Origin of the sequence: Streptomyces seoulensis, from assembly GCF_004328625.1 — a bacterium.
GTDB classification, from domain to species: Bacteria; Actinomycetota; Actinomycetes; order Streptomycetales; family Streptomycetaceae; genus Streptomyces; species Streptomyces seoulensis.
This window is the reverse complement of sequence record NZ_CP032229.1, coordinates 5890935-5907621: the sequence shown is the minus strand read 5'-3', so window position 1 is coordinate 5907621 and position 16687 is coordinate 5890935. Positions and strand designations below refer to the sequence as shown.

Genomic DNA, 16687 nt, shown 5'->3' with positions numbered 1-16687 from the left:
CGCTCGGTCGGCCGCTCGGCTTGTCGCAGCCTGGCACCCGGTGATTCCGGTTGCGTTGCCGTTCGTTCCGCGGCTCCCGCCGGCGGCGGGGAGGCGGAGGGAATGCGGTGGGAACGGCGCGGGGCGGATCAGTGCAGGGCGCTCAGCCAGGTCTCGACGAGGGAACGGTCGAGGAGGGACGTGCGGAACACACTGCTGGCGCGCAGCTCGGTGCCGGTGTCCGCGATCCACAGGCTGATGTCGAACATGGCGTCGGACAGGGTCGGCACGCTCATCTGGCCCTGAAAGCCGTCCAGTTCGAGGCGCATCACGGGGTTGCCCGAGATGAAGACCGACCGGCGCTGATAGGAGAACTCCCCGTTCCCGGCGTCGCCGTTGCCGACCGCGTCCCGGATCACGTCGAAGGGGACGCCCTGGTGGCGCAGCGTCCACAGCACGCCTTCGCGGACCGCCTCGGCGGTGGCCGCCACGTCGGCGGAGCGCGGGGCCGGCACGGTGACCGGCAGGACGCTGACGAAGTTGCCGAGGACGCCCCGGGCGGCGGGGACGAAGCGTCCGGGCAGCGGGGAGAAGAAGGAGAGTTCGTCTCCCAGCACGCTGGGACGCATCGCGTGCAGGAGCTTGGCGGTGGCCAGCATGAAGCTGGACACCGACAGTTCGGCGGCGTGACGGACGTGTCGTTCGTACTCCGGACCGCTCAGCACGGTCGTGGCCTGGTCGCCCTCCGCCGTGCACGCCGTCCAGGGGGTGGGCCGGGCGAGGACCAGTTCGGGGATGCCGTCGGGCAGTCTGCCGCGCCACGCGTCGCAGAGTTCCTCGCGGGCGGCGCCGGCCAGGGCGCGGCGTTCCGCGGCGGCGACCCGTGCCAGGGAGGCGCGAGGGCGGTCCGGTGCCGCCGTGTCCTCGTCCCGGTAGGCGGCGGACAGGTCGTCGAGGAACTGGGCGTAGGAGATCCCGTCGCAGACGGTGTGGTCGATCGTGACGACCAGGACGGTGCCGTCCCCGTCCGGACGGCGTACGGCGGTCACCCGCAGCAGGCGTCCGTCGCGCAGGTCGAAGGGGTTGTCCAGCTCGGCGTCCGCGATACGGCGGGCCGCCGTACGGGTGCTCTCCCAGCCCCGGCCGGGCGGCTGGACGACGTCGATCCTCGGCCGCCACTCCGCTTCCCGGTACTGCGGGCCGTGGTCGGGGTCGACGCGGTAGTGGTGGCTGAGCGCGGGGTTGGCGGTCACCGCACGCGCGAGCGCGCGCTCCAGCCGGGGAACGTCGACGCGGACGCCGGGGAACGCGAAGAGGAAGCAGGTCAGGTTCTCCGACGGCAGGGAGCCGTCGTCGCGGAGCTGGTGGCGCAGGCCGATGCTCATGCGGTGCGGGACGCCGCGCCAGAGGCCGTCCGGCGCCGCGCCGGTCTGGGTGGTCAACGGAACTCCTCGGGAACCGGGTGGCCCGCGGGCCGGTCGGCCTCGCGGGAAGAAGAGGGCGGCGGCGCGTCGGGCGGGCGCCGGGGAGCGGCGCCGGTGGTGCGGCGCAGCGCGACGAGGCCGGCCACGTGCAGAACGGCGGCCGTGACCTGGGCCACGGCGAGTACGGCGAACACCGTGCGCGCACCGCCCGGCTGGATCGTCGTACTGCTGACGAGCAGTCCGCAGGTGCCTCCGGCCAGGGCGACGGCGGTGCCCACGGTGAGCGCCTCCGCGCGCACGGCGGCGGGCAGCCGCAGCGCGCGCACCGCAGCCACGGGCGCGCTGGAGACGCCGTTGAGGAGCCCGGCGAGCACGAGGCAGCCGAGCACGGCGGCGAGGCCGAGCGGCAGGAGCAGGCCGAGGAAGCAGAGGGCCAGCAGCACCCGTCCGCCGGTCGCCAGGACCGGTGCCGGCAGGCGTCGCAGCAGCGGTCCGACGAGCAGGGTCCCGGTCAGCGCGGCGGCACCGAACGCCCCGGACAGCACCCCGGCGACCGTGGGCCCCCGGTCGCCGAACTCCAGCGCGACGACCGGCAGGGCCGCGAACAGTCCCTGCCAGGCGAACTCGGAGCAGACCAGAGCCAGGGACCAGGTGGCCGTCAGCGGCTCGGCGAACAGCGCGCGTACCCCTGCCGCGCCCAGGCGCGAGGGTCTGGGCGCGGCAGGGGTGGTGCGCGGCAGGAAGCGGCGCAGTACGAGCAGGGACAGGGCGAAGCTGGCGGCGTCCGCGAGGATCACGGGGACGGGGCCGAGCAGCCCGACGAGCAGCCCCGCCAGGGGCGGTCCCAGCGTCATGCTCAGCCGCATGGCGCCCTGGAGGGCGGCGGTGGCCCGGCTCAGAAGCGTCTCGTCCTCGCCGACGACGTCCGGGAGCATCGCCTGCTGTGCGGCGGCGTAGGGCGCCATGATCGCGCCGAAGACGAACATCGCGGTGGCGGTCAGGGGCACGGCCAGGGCCCCCGCCGAGATCAGCACCGGTACGAGCGCGATCAGTGTCCCCCGGCAGGCGTCACCGAGGAGCATCACGCGGCGGGGTCCCGCGCGGCCCGCCCAGGAGGCGCCCAGGACGCCGACCACGGTGGTCCCCGCCAGCTGGGCGGCCATCACCAGGCCCATGTCACGGGCCGATCCGGTCGTGGTGAGCATCAGCCACGGCACGGCGACCACGGTCAGTGAGCTGCCGAGCATCGACACGCCCTCGGCGGCGAGCACGGCCCGCAGCACCGGGCGGGTCCACACCCCGGCGCGGGCGGTGCCGGGATCGTTCACTCCTTCGGTCCCACGACGTGTTCGGTGAACTCGCCCAGTCGCGGCCGGCTGAACAGCACGCTCAGCTCCACCTCGCGCCCGAACCGGCGCGAGACGTCGATGATCAGGCTCTCGGCGAGGAGGGAATGGCCGCCCAGCTCGAAGAAGCTGTCCTCGGGTCCGATGCCGTCGATGCCCAGGATGTCCTGCCACAGCTCGGTCATGGTGGCGAGGGCGTCGGCGTCGGTGCGGCCGACGGCCGTTCCCACGGTGGCGGACGCGGTCCCGGCGCCCGGCGCGGCGACGATCTCGGCGAGCGGGCTGCCGGGGTCGTCGGCGATCGTCCAGAGCACCTCGTGGTAGTCGGCGGCGAGCGTCTTGAGCAGGGGTTCGCCCAGGGCTCCGGCGGGGTCCTTCCACAGCACATGGGTGCCGGCGCTGTCCTGACGGACCATGACGGCCAGGGTGAACCCGGCGGTGCTCTCGATGTCCAGCAGGCTGAGCCTCGCACGGGCTCCCGGCGCGGTCAGCGGGAGGTCCATCACGTCCAGGCCGTCACGGAGGCCCGCGTGCCAGTACTGGAAGATGCCGCGGTGGGTCAGCTCGCGGGCCTGCGGGCCCACCAGTCCGGCACTGCGCATGATCGTCGGCTGCGGGAGTTCGCCGTGCGCGAGGGCGTTCTTGACCCGCCCGCGCAGTTGCCGCATGACGTCGGTGTAGGTGTCCGCCGGGCTCATCCGGGCGCGTATCGGCAGCAGGTTGACGAAGTAGCCCACCTGCTGGCGCGTCTCCGGGTCGGTCCGGCCGTGGTGGGGCAGGAAGGACAGGATGTCCGAGGAGCCGCTGTGCCGGCGCAGCAGGGCGTAGTAGCCCGCCATCAGGGCGGTGACGTAGGAGACGCCGGAGGTCTCGGCGCGGTGCCGCAGCCCCGCGACCAGGTCGTCGGGCAGCAGGTCGCTCACCATGGTGTAGCGCGGCGGTTCCGCGGGGGTCGCGGGGAGGGTGAGGGGGGCCATCCCGGCGTCGAGTTCGGCGGCCCAGTACGCGCGGCGGCGTTCGCCCTCCTCGCCCTCCGCCAGCCGGACCGTGCGCAGGGCGTGTGCCTCCAGGACGCCGGGGTCGTCGGGCACGGTCACGGGCTCACCGGCGTACGCCTGGCGCAGCGCCTCCAGCAGGAGCAGCACGGACGCGCCGTCGCCGACGATGTGATGCAGCGTCAGCAGCAGGACCCGCCAGCCGGGGCCGGTGACGACCTGGAGGCGGGCCAGGGGGCCGGTGCGCAGGTCGAAGGGCACCTGCCAGGCCGCGCGTACCGCTTCGTCGCGGCCGAGGTCCGTCGTGCTCTCGGTGACGGGGATCGGCGGGGCGTCGCCCCAGTCGAGGCGGTGGGCGCCGGGGCTTCCGGTCACCCGGCCCCGCAGCTGGGGGAACGTGGTGCCCAGGACGTCGGCCGCGGCGCGCAGCCGGCCGAGGTCCAGCTCGCCTTCGACCGCGAGCGGGACGGGGATGATGTTGGTCCACTTCCGCGGTTCGAGCCGCCAGGCCACGTTCATGGCCTCCTGCCCCACGGAGAGGGGCACGCTGTGCCGGGTGGTGTTCATCGAAGCTCGTCTCCCAGGGTGTTCGCGTGTGGTGGTTTCGTCGAGGGGGCACCGTCCTCGCGGGCACCCCCGGTTGCCGGCGGGCCCGCCGGTTCAGAGCCGCAGACGCACCTGGTGGCGGCGCAGCCAGGCGTCGAGCTGGAGGAGCATCTCCACGTCCGCCCGGCCCAGCCAGCCGCCCCGGTCGAGCAGCCGGGGGTCCTCCGCGACCCGGGTGGCGGCCGCGAGGTCGGTGACGGCGTGCACGGGCGCCGAGGAGTCGTCGAGCAGGGCGCGCAGACGGGCGGTGACGTCGGCCTTGTACCGGTCGTCGTAGAGGGCGGGGAAGGTGGACTTCTTGCGCTCCAGCACGGAGGGCGGAACCAGGCCGCGGGCCAGGTCGCGCAGGATGCTCTTGGTGCGTCCGCCGCTGAACTTCATGGCGACCGGGACGTTGTACATGAACGAGTAGAGCGCGTGGTCGGCGAAAGGGAACCGCATCTGCACGCCGGCCGCGGCGGCGAGGCGTTCGGTGTGCAGCATCGTCTGTTCCAGCAGCCGGGTGACGGTCAGATGGTCGATCTGCCGTACGGCCCGACGGCCCGGCGAGTCGTCCGGGAGCACCGGAACCCGGTCGAGCGCGGTGCGGAAGACGCGCTCCAGGTATCCGTCGACGTCGATCGCGCGCAGCAGGGCGGGGTCGAACAGTCCGGTGCCGATGCCGTGGGTGACCCCGAAGCGCCGGGCCTGTTCCAGCCACGGGAAGGTCGTCGGTTCGGGGATGCCGTCGAGGTCCCCGTAGAGACCGCCGAACATGGTGTCGGCCGCCTCGCCGGAGAGCGCCACCTGGGCGTGCGTGGAGAGGGACCTGCTCAGCAGGTACGGGGTGACGTTCTTGTCCCCCCAGGGGGTGGGGTAGTCCTTGGCGGCGAGCACCTCGGCGAGCGTCGCCGGGTCGCGGACCTCGTCGGTGCCGACCACCACGTCCTCGTGGTCGCAGTCCCAGAAGCGGACGACGTCCTCGATGAAGGGGCGGTCGGGGATGCGGGAGGTCGTGTGGGCGAAGGACACGGTGGCGGTGACGGGCCGGCGCCGGGTGCCGGTGGCGACCAGTCCGGCGAGCACGCTGGAGTCGAGTCCGCCGGACAGGAGGACGGCCGTGTCCTGGCCCGCGATGTCGGCGGACACCGAGGCCCGCAGCAGCCGGTCGGCCTCCTTCGCCGTGGCGTCGGCGTCCAGGACGTGTTCGTGGGCTTCCAGCGTCCAGTACGTGTGGGTGCGGACCGTGCCGTCCGGGGCGAAGCGCAGCACGGTGGCCGGGGGTACATCGTGGACGCCGCGCAGCGCGCCGCGGCCGTCCTCGCGCATCAGGGTGAGCAGCGCGCACAGGGCGTCGGCGTCGGCCTCGGGCGTGACCCGTGAGTGGGCGGTGAGGGTGGCGACGTCGGAGGCGAAGACCACGCCGTCGCCGGTGCGGGTCCAGCTCAGGGGCCGTACGCCCATCCGGTCGCGGCCGAGCAGGAGGTCGCCCGAGCGGGCGTCCCAGACGGCGAACGCGCAGAGTCCTTCGAGCCGTTCGGCCAGTCCGCTCCCCCAGCGCAGGTAGGCGCGGGCGATGACCTCGGAGTCGGAGGGCCGGCGCGGACCGTGGTCGCGGCGGCCGCCGAGCGCGTCCCACAGGCCGGCGGCGTCGCGCAGGTGCCCGTCGCACACGGCGACGACGACGGTGCGGCCGTCCTGCTCGACGGTGGCCGGACCGGTGGGCCCGCGCCAGGCGGGGTCGGTGCTCTGGACGAGTGCCGCGCGACGCTCCGTCCAGGCGGCGCCCCCGTCCCGGGCCCGCCCCCGCAGACCGGTCACCATCCTGGCCAACTCTGCGTGTTCGCCGGACAGATCACGCTGTCCGTCGGTCCATCCCGCGATGCCCGCCACCCGGTCCCACCTCGTTCTCGGCCGCCTGCCGCGTGCCGCGCGCCGCCCCGGAACCCGCAGGCCCGGACCGGCCGGCCCGCGTCGTCCTGACGCCCGTCACGCTAGGGGCGGGCCGTACCGGCCGGCCCGCCGTCGGGATTCCGTCCCGGACGGCGGTCCCGGTCCGCCGGGAACGCGGACGGCACGGTGACGGAGATGGCCTGGGAACGTTCGTGGCCCGAGCCCCGGAACACCGCTCTGGTGCACTGCTGACGCACCGAGGCTTCCGGCAGCGCCGAGCCCTCGCGAGCGGTCCGAAGTGTCCTGTCCCGGTGGAGGAGACGCCTGGTGAGATCACGCGTTCTGGAGCTGGTCGGGCAGGGGGCCCGGGACTGCCCCGGGGCGCCCGCGGTGGAGACGGCGGGCTCGGTGACGAGCCGCGGCGAGCTGTGGGAGCGGTCGGGGCGGCTGGCCGCGCGCATGACCGACGCGGGGCTGCGGTCCGGCGAGGTGGTGGTCGTCGGCACCGGACGGACCGGGGAACTCCCCGTCGCCGTGCTGGCGGTCCTGCGGGCGGGCGGCGCGTTCTGTGTCGTGGACCCCGGCTACCCGCCGTCCCGGGTCCGGCAGATCCACCGCGAGAGCGGGGCCCGTCTCGTGGTCGGACCGGGGCTGGACCTGCGCACCGGCCCCGGTCCGGCCATGGGACGGGAGGGGCTGGCCTACGTGGTGTTCACCTCCGGCTCGACGGGACGGCCCAAGGCCGTGGGGATGCCGCACCGGACGGTGGACGGCCTGGTCGAGTGGACCCTGGCGAGCACCTCGCGCCTGCCGCTGCGCACGCTGCAGTTCGCTCCGCTGGGCTTCGACGTGTTCGTGCAGGAGATGTTCACGGCGCTCTGCTCCGGAGGGGTGCTGTGTCTGCCGGACGAGGAGGAGCGCCGGGATCTGGTGCGGCTGGCGGAACTGCTCGTCGAACGCCGGATCGAGCGACTGTTCGTTCCACCCGTCGTACTCGACCGGCTCGCCGCTCTCGCGCCGTACACGGGAAGCTTTCCCCGCGCTCTGCGGGAGGTCGCCGTGGCGGGCGAGGCCCTGCGGATCACCCCCGGCCTGCGGCGGTTCTTCGAGGAACTGCCCGGCTGCCGGCTGCACCACCACTACGGTCCGTCGGAGACGCATGTGGCCGTCGCGCACACCCTGACCGGCCCGCCCGCCTCCTGGCCGGACCAGCCGCCCATCGGTACCGCCCTGCCGGGCTTCGGGACACGGATCGTCGACGGCGAGCTGTGGCTGACGGGGCCGGGTGTGGGTCTGGGGTACCTCAACGATCCGGACGCCACCGCGCGTGCCTTCGTCCCCGTCGAGGGCCTGGCCGGGCCGGCCTACCGCACGGGCGACCTGGTGACTCGGGACCCCGACGGTCTCCTGCGGTTCCTCGGGCGGGCCGACGACCAGATCAAGATCAGAGGTCATCTGGCCGACCCCGCCGAGGTGGAGTCGGTGCTTGGCCGGGTGGCCGGGGTGCGCGAGTGCGCCGTGGTCGCCGAACAGGCTTCCGGAGAGACCCAGTTGGCGGCCTACGTCGCCGGTGACACGGCGGGCCTGCGAGACCGGCTCGCCACTCGGCTCCCCGCCCATCTGATGCCCGCGCGGTTCCAGACCGTGGACCGGCTGCCGCTCACCGCGCACGGCAAGGTCGACCGTGCCCGGCTGCCCGCCCCGCCCCTTCCCGGACCGGCGGGCGACCCGCCGGCCGGGCCCGTCGAACGCGAGATCGCCTCGGTGTGGTCGGCGGTGCTGGGCCGCGAGGACATCGGACGGGACCGGTCCTTCCGGTCCCTGGGCGGTACCTCCCTGTCGGCAGCCCTGGTCCTGGCCAGGCTGCGTGCCCGTCATCCGGCCCGGATCGGCCTGGAGAACTTCCTGTCCGCGCCCACCGTGCGCGAGCTGGCCCGACTACTGACCGACACCGACACTCCCGACCCGGTGGGGGACGCATGAGCACGCCGACGCTGGACCTGTACCTGGACCTGATGAAGGACGTCCTGTCCAACACCATCTACGAGGACCCGCCGATCCCGGCCGACTGGGCGCCCTCGGCCGTCTACGAGCCGCTCAACCGCAGGCTGGGCGTGGACTGGCCCAGTCAGGCACACACGATGATCGGCCGGCGGCGGCTGGACAACCTGCAGTTCTGCGTGGAGAGCGCGCTGGCGGACGGCGTGCCGGGCGACCTGATCGAGACGGGCGTCTGGCGGGGCGGCGCGTGCATCTTCATGCGGGCGGTGCTGCGCGCGCACGGTGTGACGGACCGCCGGGTGTGGGTCGCCGACTCCTTCCAGGGCATGCCGGTGCCGGACGGGGACAGCCACCCGGCCGACCACGCGCTCGCCGCCCACACCCACAACGACGTCATCGCCGTGGACCTGGCCACCGTGCGGGGGAACTTCGAGCGCTACGGTCTGCTCGACGACCAGGTGGTCTTCCTGCCGGGCTGGTTCCACGAGACGCTCCCGTCCGCGCCCATCGGCCGGCTGGCGGTGCTCCGGCTCGACAGCGACCTCTACACCTCCACGGTGCAGACCCTCGACCTCCTCCACCCCCGGGTGTCCCCGGGCGGATTCGTCATCGTCGACGACTACCACATCCCGGCCTGCCGGGACGCCGTGCACGACTGGCGGGAGCGCAACGGGGTGACCGAGGAGATCGAGGACATCGACGGGCTGGGTGCCTTCTGGCGCCTGACGCCCCAGGAAGGGACCACCCCGTGAACGCGACGCTCCACACCGTGCGCGCCCTGGTCGCCGAGGTGTTCGGACTGCCGGCGGACGCCGTCGACCCGGACCGGCCGCTGGTCGCGCTGGGCGGTGAATCACTGGTGCTGCTCGCCCTGACCCGCAAGGTCGACGACCGGTTCGGCGTGCGGCTGCCGGTCCGCGCGCTGTTCGAGGACGAGCTGACCGTCCGTACGATGACCGCCCGGCTCACCGGGAGCCCCGCGGCCACGGCGGCCGCGCCGTCGGCCGGAACCGTCGACTTCAGCCTCTACTTCTTCGGCGACTACCCGCACGGAGACGGTCCGGCGCAGTACGAGACGCTGCTGGCCGCCGCGGAGTTCGGCGACCGCAACGACTTCCACGCGCTGTGGATGCCCGAGCGCCACTTCCACTCCTTCGGCGGGCTGTTCCCCAACCCGGCCGTACTGGCCGCCGCGCTCGCCGCGCGCACCAGCGGCATCCGGCTGCACGCCGGGTCGGTGGTGCTCCCCCTGCACCACCCGGTCCGGGTGGCCGAGGAGTGGGCGATGGTCGACAACCTCTCCGGCGGCCGGGCCGGGCTGTGCGTGGCGTCCGGCTGGCACTCCGGTGACTTCGTCCTGGCACCCGAGCACTTCGAGGACCGGCGCGAGCTGATGTACACGCGCCTGGACGAAGTACGCCGGCTGTGGTCGGGGGAACCGCACTCGGGTGTGTCGGGCGAGGGCGACCCCGTCGACGTGACGCTCTACCCGGCGCCCGTGCAGCCCCGGCTGCCGCTGTCCGTGGCCGTCCTGTCCAGTCCGGCGAGCTGGGAGCGGGCGGCGCGGGAGGACGTGGGCGTGGTGACCAACCTGATGCAGCAGGACGTCGAGGACCTGGCGTCCAACATCGCCCTGTACCGGCGCACCCGCGCGGAGTGCGGGCTGGCCCCGGAGGAGGGCCGGGTCACGGTCCTCGTCCACACCTACCTGCGGGAAGACGGTGAGCGGGCACGGCAGGACGCCTACGAGCCGTTCAAGGCGTATCTGCGGTCCTCGCTCTCCCTGTTCGACAACGCGGTACGCAGCCTCGGCGTCGAGGTCGACCTCGCCCGTACCCCGGCCGACGACGTCGAGTTCCTGCTGGAACGCGCCTACGACCGCTACTGCGCGACCCGCGCCCTCATCGGCACCCCCCAGGACGTGCGGCCGGTACTGGACGCGCTGTTGCGGGCCGGGGCGGACGAGGTCGGCTGCTTCGTGGACTTCGGCCTTCCGGCCGCCGACATGCTGGCCGGGCTCCCTCACCTGGCGGCGCTCAAGGACGAGGCGCGTGCCCCCGAGGCCGCGCCCGCGACCCCGCAGCAGCGCCGGATGTGGCTGCTGGACCGGATGGACCCGGAGCGCGCCGTCCACAACGAGCCCAAGGCCGTACTGCTGGAGGGACCGCTCGACCGGGACGCGTTCCGCTCGGCCCTGGCCTCGGTGACGGAACGCCACGACGCCCTGCGCACGGCCTTCCGGGAGGAGGACGGCGTCCTGCGGCAGGTGGTGGGAGCGCCGTTCGTCCCGGACTGCCCGGTCACCGATCTGACCGGATGCACGGAAGAAGAGGCGGTGGACCGGCTGCACCGGGCCCACGGCCTGGCGCCCTTCGACCTGGCGACGGGCCCGCTGTGGCGGGTGGCACTGGGCCGGCTCGGGCCGGACCGTCATCTGCTGTACCTGGTGGCGCACCACAGTGTCTTCGACGCCGGGTCGACCACGGTCTTCCTCCGCGATCTCGCGGCCGGCCTGCGGGGCGAGACCCCTGCGCCGGCCCCGCTGCCCGCCCTGGCGGTGCCGGAACCGGAGGACGGCTCCGGACTGGAGTTCTGGAGGCGGCTGCTGGACGGGGCACCGGTGCTGCGCCTTCCCGTGGACCGGCCGCGCGACGCGGCACGGCCGACGGCCGGCGCCACGCTGACGTACGACTTCGACGGCGCCCTCGCCCGGCGGGTGCGCGCCTTCGGCCGCTCGGTGGGGGCCACCGCGTTCACCACGGTGCTGAGCGCGGTCGCCTCCGTGCTCGGCCGGTTCGGGGACAGCGAGGACGTGGTGCTGGGCACGGCGGTCTCGCACCGGCCGCCGGGCACCGAGGACCGGATCGGTATGTTCGTGGAGACCCTGGCGCTGCGTCTGGACCTGGCGGGAGACCCGTCCTTCGCCGGGCTCGTGCGGCGGGTGCGCGGGACGGTCATGGACGCGCTGGAGCACCGGGACGTACCGCTGGACGCGGTGGTGGAGGCGGTCGACCCGGAGCGGGTGCCGGGCGCCAATCCGCTGTTCACCGTGCTGGTGGAGTACGAGGACGAACCGGGTACGGACCTCGGCGGTACGGGCCTGTCCGCGCGCCTCCTCCACGTACCCCGCGAGCAGGCGCCGTTCGACCTGACCCTCTACTTCACGGCCCGGCCGGACGGCCTGAGCTGCACGGTGGAGTACGACGCGGCCCTGTTCGAGGCGGAGACGGTCACCAGGCTGCTGGGCTACACCGAGGACCTGCTCCGGCGCGGGCTGGCCGACTCGGCGGGCCCGCTGTCGCGGCTGGTCGGGCTCAGCGAACCGGACGCCCGTTTCGTCGCCCTGCACGACGGCTCGACGGCCGGGGACGGTCCGGACACGACAGACACGGCGGAGGCCGGGCCCGGCTGTCTGCACGAGCTGTTCGAGCGGGCCGCGGCCGCCGCACCGGACGCCATCGCGCTGTCGGGGCCGCACGGCACGACGCGCTACGCGGAGCTGGACGCCGCGGCCAACCGGCTGGCCCACCGGCTGATCGGCGAGGGGGTGACACCGGGCAGCGCCGTGGCACTGGTCCTGCCGCGCGGGCCCGGTCTCGTCACCGCACTGCTGGCTGTCCTCAAGTGCGGAGCCGCGTACGTCCCCGTCGATCCGGCGCTGCCCGAGGCGCGACGCGCCGCGATGGCACGGGACAGCGGGTCCGTGCTCACCCTGACGGACCCGTACGCGGACCCGGATCTCCCGGTCACCTCGCCGGGGGTACCCGGCGACCCCGGTGCGACCGCCTACGTCATGTTCACCTCGGGCACCACCGGTGGCGCACGGGCGGTGTCGGTGCCGCACCGGGGACCGGTCGCCCTGCTGCGCTGGCAGTCGCGGGCGCACGCACCACTGCGCACGCTCCAGTGGACCTCACCGGGGTTCGACGTCAGCGTGCAGGAGATCTTCGGCACGCTCGCCGGCGGGGCCGAACTGGTCCTCCTCGACGACGCCGACCGCCTCGACCCGGCGACGGTGGGCGAGATCGTGCGCCGGCACGAGGTCCAGCGCCTGTGCATGCCCGCCACACCGCTCGCGGCGCTCCTCGGGGGCGCCGGACCGATGCCCTCGCTGCGGGAGGTCTTCTGCGCGGGCGAGCCCCTGCGCATGGCGGGCGCGCTCACCCGGTTCCTGGCGGCGCAGCCGCAGACCCTCCTGTTCAACCAGTACGGGCCGACCGAGACCTCGGTCATCGTCACCGAGCACCAGGTGTCCCCCTCGGACGGACCCCATCCGCCGATCGGACACCCCGTCACCGGTGTCTCGGTACGGGTCGAGGACCGGCACGGCCGGCCGGTACCACCGGGCGTGGTCGGCGAACTGCTGGTCGGCGGGGCGCAGGTGACCGACGGTTACCCGGGCGACCCGGAGCTGACCGCGCGCCGTTTCGTCACGGACGGGACCCGGCGCTGGTTCCGCACCGGCGACCTGGTCCGCTGGAACCGGCACGGCACGCTCGACCATGTCGGCCGCACCGACGACCAGGTCAAGATCCGTGGCTTCCGGGTGGAACCCGGCGAGGCGGAGGCAGCCCTGAACGCGCTGCCCCAGGTGGCGGAGGCAGCGGTCCTCGTGGAGCACGAGCCGGAGCCGAGGCTGGTGGCCCATGTGGTGCTGGCCGGACCGCTGGACGACTGGGGGGCGGTGCTGCGGGCGGAGCTGGCCGCGTCGCTGCCAGGGCATCTCGTCCCGGCCGCCTGGTTCGCCGTGAACCGGCTCCCCGTAGGTGCCAACGGCAAGCTGGACCGGACCCTGCTGCGCGGCTCGCGGGGCACCGCGACCGTGCCGGCGGGCAGTCCGCCGGCCACCGCGGAGGAGGAGCGGGTGCACCGGTTGTGGTGCCTGGAGCTGGGGGCGGAGGACCTGCCCGTGGAGGTGTCGTTCTTCCAGGTGGGCGGCAACTCGCTGAACGCCGTACGCATGCTGGAACGCATCCGGGGCGAGACAGGCCGTCGGGTCCCGATGGCCGAGTTCCTCAAGGCCCCCACGATCCGCGCCCTCGCCGGACGCTTCGCGGGTGCCCGGTGAACGGCACCGAGGAGCGGGTCGCCGCGACCGTGGCCGGTCTGCTGGGGGGTGTTCCGGTCGCCCCGGACGTGCCCTTCCGCGAGCTGGGTCTGACCTCCCTGCTCGGCGCCCGGCTCCGGGTGCGGCTGGAGAAGGAGTTCGGCCGGTCCGTGCCCGCCGCCGCACTGACCGAGCACTACACGGTGACCGCGCTGGCCCGCTACCTGGACGGCGATGCCCGTACGGCGCCGGGGCCGCGCCCGCTCAAGGCCGGAGGAGCGGACCGGCGGGTGGCCGTCATCGGCATGGCCGCCCGTTTCCCCGGCGCACCGGACGTCGACACGTTCTGGCGGAACCTGCGGGCCGGGGTCTGCTCGGTCGGCGAGCCGCTGGCCGACGCGGACGCCTTCGACGCGGCTTTCTTCGGAGTGAGCCCCAAGGAGGCGGAGCGCACGGACCCCGCGCACCGGCTGCTGCTGGAGAGCTGTCACCACGCGCTGGAGGACGGCGGGTACACCGACCCGGACGACGGCGTACGGATCGGTGTCTTCGCCGGCGCCGGGATGAACCTGTACGGTCCGCAGCCGCCGTACTTCCTGCGCGCCGGGACGTCCGGCGACCCGGTCGAGGCGATCGCCGAACTCATCGGCTGCCAGGCGGACTTCCTGGCCACCCGCGTCGCCTGGCAGCTCGGCCTGACCGGTCCGGCGGTGAATGTGCAGAGCGCCTGCTCCACCTCGCTGGTCGCGGTGCACCTGGCGGTCCAGGCGCTGCTGACGGGCGACGCCGACCTCGCGCTCGCGGGTGCCGCCGCCGTCCGCCGTACACCCGCGCCCGAGGGCCCCGCCGACCCGGAGTACATCCTGTCCCCCAGCGGGGTCGTGCGTGCCTTCGACGCCGCCGCCGACGGCACCGTGGGCGGGGACGGTGTGGCCGCGGTCCTGCTCAAGCCCCTGGAACGGGCGCTGGCCGACGGCGACACCGTGCACGCGGTGATCCTGGGTTCGGCGGTCAACAACGACGGGCGGGCCAAGGCCGGGTTCACGGCTCCGTCCGTGCGCGGGCACGCGTCGGCGGTCCGGCACGCCCTGGAACGGGCCGGGGCCGAGCCGCACACGATCGGCTACCTGGAGGCGCACGGCACCGGTACCGAGGTCGGTGACCCGATCGAGTTCCGGGCCCTGACCGAGGCGCTGGCCGGTGGCCCGGGGCCCGCCGGGCGCACGGGGCTCGGCTCGGTCAAACCGTCGGTCGGACATCTCGACACCTGCGCGGGCATGGCGGGCCTGATCAAGACGGTGCTGATGCTGCGGCAAGGCGAGCTGGTGCCGACGGTGAACACGACGGCCCCCGACCCGCGCCTGGCGTGGTCAAAGAGCCCTTTCTTCCCCGTCACCGAACGGTCGGACTGGCCGTCGGGGTCCGGTCCGCGCAGAGCCGGTGTCAGCGCCCTGGGGTTCGGCGGCACCAACGCGCACGTGGTCCTGGAGGAACCCCCCGCCCGGGGGGCAGTGCCGGACCCGGGCCGGGCGGTGCTCGTGCCGCTGGCCGCTCCCGACCCGGCGTCGCTGCGGCGGCGGGCCGGGCAGCTCCGCGACTGGCTGCGGGACCACGGTGACCTGCCCGTGGGCGATGTCGCGCGCCGTCTGCACAGCGGGCCGCGCCGCTCGTCCGCCCGGCTGGCCGTGTCCGGGCGGACCGCCCACGAGGTGGCCGACGCCCTGGACACCGCGCTCGGCGAACCGCCCCCCGAGGAGCCGCCGCTCGGCCCGCCGGCCTTCGCGTTCCGGGGCCAGGGCGCGGGTGCGGTGGACTTCGAGGCGTACCGGGACGAGCCCGTGTTCCGGAGCGTCGTCGAGCCGTTCGGCGAGGTTCTGGACCGTCCCCAGGCGGCTCAGCTGGTGTTCCAGGTGGCGCTCGCCCGGCTGTGGGAGTCGGCCGGGATACGGCCGTCGGCCGTCGTCGGACACAGCCTCGGCGAACTGGCCGCGCTGTGCACGGCCGGCGCCCTCGCGCTGTCCGACGCGGTCCGGTTCGTCCTGGCGCGCGAGGAGCTGACCGGGTCCACCGCACCGGGCCGGATGCTGGCGGTCAGCGCGCCTCTGGACGTGGCGCTCGACGCGGCGGCCGCGACCGGAGCGGACCTCGCCGCCCACAACGCGCCCACCTCGCACACGCTGTCCGGTCCGGAGGTGCTGATGGACCGGGCGGAGTCCTGGCTCGACCGGCACGCGGTGCCCTGGCGGCGGCTGCCGATGACGACCGCGTACCACTCCCACCTCATGGAGCCGGTCTTGGACCGCCTCGCCGGGCACGCCCGTGACCTCGGCTGGCAGCCGCTACGGGTGCCGTGGGCCTCGGCCTCCGACGACGAGCTCCTCCCCGCCGGAACGGTCCCCGAGCCCGACTGTCTGGCGCGACAGGTCCGCTATCCGGTGCTGTTCGACCCCGCGCTGCGGACCCTGCGCGGCACGGGCGTCCGGGACTTCACGGAGATCGCGCCGGCCTTCGTGCTCCGGGACTTCGGCCGCCGGGTGCTGCCGGACAGTGCCTGGTACCTGTGGGGACCGGCCGGGCTCGCCGCACTGTACCGGCGCGGCGCCGCGCTGGACTGGGCCGCGCTGACCGGCCCGGGACCCCGGGCGCAGCTGCCCGGCCACCCCTTCGCCCGCCAGAGGTTCCCGTGGTGAGCACGGCGGGTGCGGCGGGTCCGGCCCGTACGCTGCTGGTCCTCGACTACCCCGGCGAGCGCCCGGAGGCCCGCGTGTGCGAGCTGGGCCTGCCCGGAACGCGTGACCTGCTCGCGGGGCCGCCTCCGCCCGTCACACCCGACCGGTATCTGTCCGCGCTGCCCGCAACGGGGCCGGCCGGAGCGGTGCTGGCCTACTGCGCCGCCGCACCGCTGGCCGCCGCGCTCGCAGCCCGGGTGGGGCAGGAGGGACGCGGGGTGCCCCTGGTGCTCTTCGACGCCGAACCGGTCACCGCCGCCACCGTCCTCACCGCCTACCGGGACACCGTGGCCCAGCTCGGTCTGCTGCCCGGCCCCGCCGAGCTGCGGGAACTTGCGGCACGTGTCGCGGACCCCGGCGCCTTCCTCACGACCGCGCGGGCCCGGCTGACCGGCCATGTGGGCACCGCCCTGGGCGCCGACGGGGCGGACGCGGCGGACGTCCGGGACCTCGCCGGGCCGATGACGGACGCCGCGCTGCGGTGGCTGGCCCATCTGCTGGCCGCCCACCACACACCGCCGCCCCGTCCGGCGGGACCCACCCTGCGAATCCTGTCGGCGCACACGCCCGGCGACGGCGTCCGCATCCCCAGCGACCGCGCGGAGCTGCTGCGCGATCCGCGCACCTACCGGGCCGTCGCCTCCTTCCTGACCGCGCACGGCGCCCTGACCGACGACTAGCGGAGACC

Annotated in this window: 9 protein-coding genes; 5 read left to right on the top strand and 4 right to left on the bottom strand. The window is 74.5% G+C overall.

What is annotated here, in order from left to right; genetic code table 11:
* Window positions 1-128: 128 nt before the first annotated feature.
* The 4 genes from D0Z67_RS27170 to D0Z67_RS27155 form a co-directional block, all read right to left on the bottom strand.
* Window positions 129-1421, bottom strand: coding sequence for a condensation domain-containing protein (locus D0Z67_RS27170; protein ID WP_031183276.1), 1293 nt, complete (start codon window positions 1419-1421; stop codon window positions 129-131).
* Window positions 1418-2731: an MFS transporter gene (locus D0Z67_RS27165; protein WP_051888054.1), complete on the bottom strand. Its 1314-nt coding sequence runs from the start codon at window positions 2729-2731 to the stop codon at window positions 1418-1420. The genes D0Z67_RS27170 and D0Z67_RS27165 overlap by 4 nt, the downstream gene beginning before the upstream one ends.
* A complete protein-coding gene (locus D0Z67_RS27160; RefSeq protein WP_037775919.1) occupies window positions 2728-4311 on the bottom strand; it encodes a condensation domain-containing protein in 1584 nt (527 codons plus the stop codon). Before D0Z67_RS27160 ends, D0Z67_RS27165 begins: the two co-directional genes overlap by 4 nt.
* Before the next feature lie 93 nt (window positions 4312-4404).
* Complete coding sequence (locus D0Z67_RS27155) at window positions 4405-6153, bottom strand: asparagine synthetase B family protein (RefSeq protein WP_078873610.1); 1749 nt, start codon at window positions 6151-6153, stop codon at window positions 4405-4407.
* A gap of 396 nt (window positions 6154-6549) precedes the next feature.
* Between D0Z67_RS27155 and D0Z67_RS27150 the strand changes: the two genes are divergently transcribed.
* Genes D0Z67_RS27150 through D0Z67_RS27130 form a run of 5 tightly spaced genes read left to right on the top strand, consistent with a single transcriptional unit; the run spans window position 6550 to window position 16679 of the window.
* A complete protein-coding gene (locus D0Z67_RS27150) occupies window positions 6550-8205 on the top strand; it encodes a non-ribosomal peptide synthetase (RefSeq protein WP_051888056.1) in 1656 nt (551 codons plus the stop codon).
* A complete protein-coding gene (locus tag D0Z67_RS27145) occupies window positions 8202-8975 on the top strand; it encodes a TylF/MycF family methyltransferase (protein ID WP_031183281.1) in 774 nt (257 codons plus the stop codon). Before D0Z67_RS27150 ends, D0Z67_RS27145 begins: the two co-directional genes overlap by 4 nt.
* Entirely contained in the window at window positions 8972-13291 is a 4320-nt protein-coding gene (locus D0Z67_RS27140) for a non-ribosomal peptide synthetase (protein ID WP_051888057.1), read from the top strand. Before D0Z67_RS27145 ends, D0Z67_RS27140 begins: the two co-directional genes overlap by 4 nt.
* A complete protein-coding gene (locus D0Z67_RS27135) occupies window positions 13288-15960 on the top strand; it encodes a type I polyketide synthase (protein WP_037775896.1) in 2673 nt (890 codons plus the stop codon). Before D0Z67_RS27140 ends, D0Z67_RS27135 begins: the two co-directional genes overlap by 4 nt.
* Window positions 15957-16679 carry a hypothetical protein gene (locus tag D0Z67_RS27130; protein WP_031183283.1) on the top strand — a complete coding sequence of 241 codons (723 nt, stop codon included), beginning with the start codon at window positions 15957-15959 and terminating at the stop codon, window positions 16677-16679. Before D0Z67_RS27135 ends, D0Z67_RS27130 begins: the two co-directional genes overlap by 4 nt.
* Window positions 16680-16687 lie beyond the last annotated feature (8 nt).

Coding starts and splice junctions, on each gene's coding strand:
- D0Z67_RS27145 (WP_031183281.1), top strand. CDS start 8,202: ATGAGCACGCCGACGCTGGACCTGTACCTGGACCTGATGAAGGACGTC.
- D0Z67_RS27160 (WP_037775919.1), bottom strand. CDS start 4,311: ATGAACACCACCCGGCACAGCGTGCCCCTCTCCGTGGGGCAGGAGGCC.
- D0Z67_RS27155 (WP_078873610.1), bottom strand. CDS start 6,153: ATGGTGACCGGTCTGCGGGGGCGGGCCCGGGACGGGGGCGCCGCCTGG.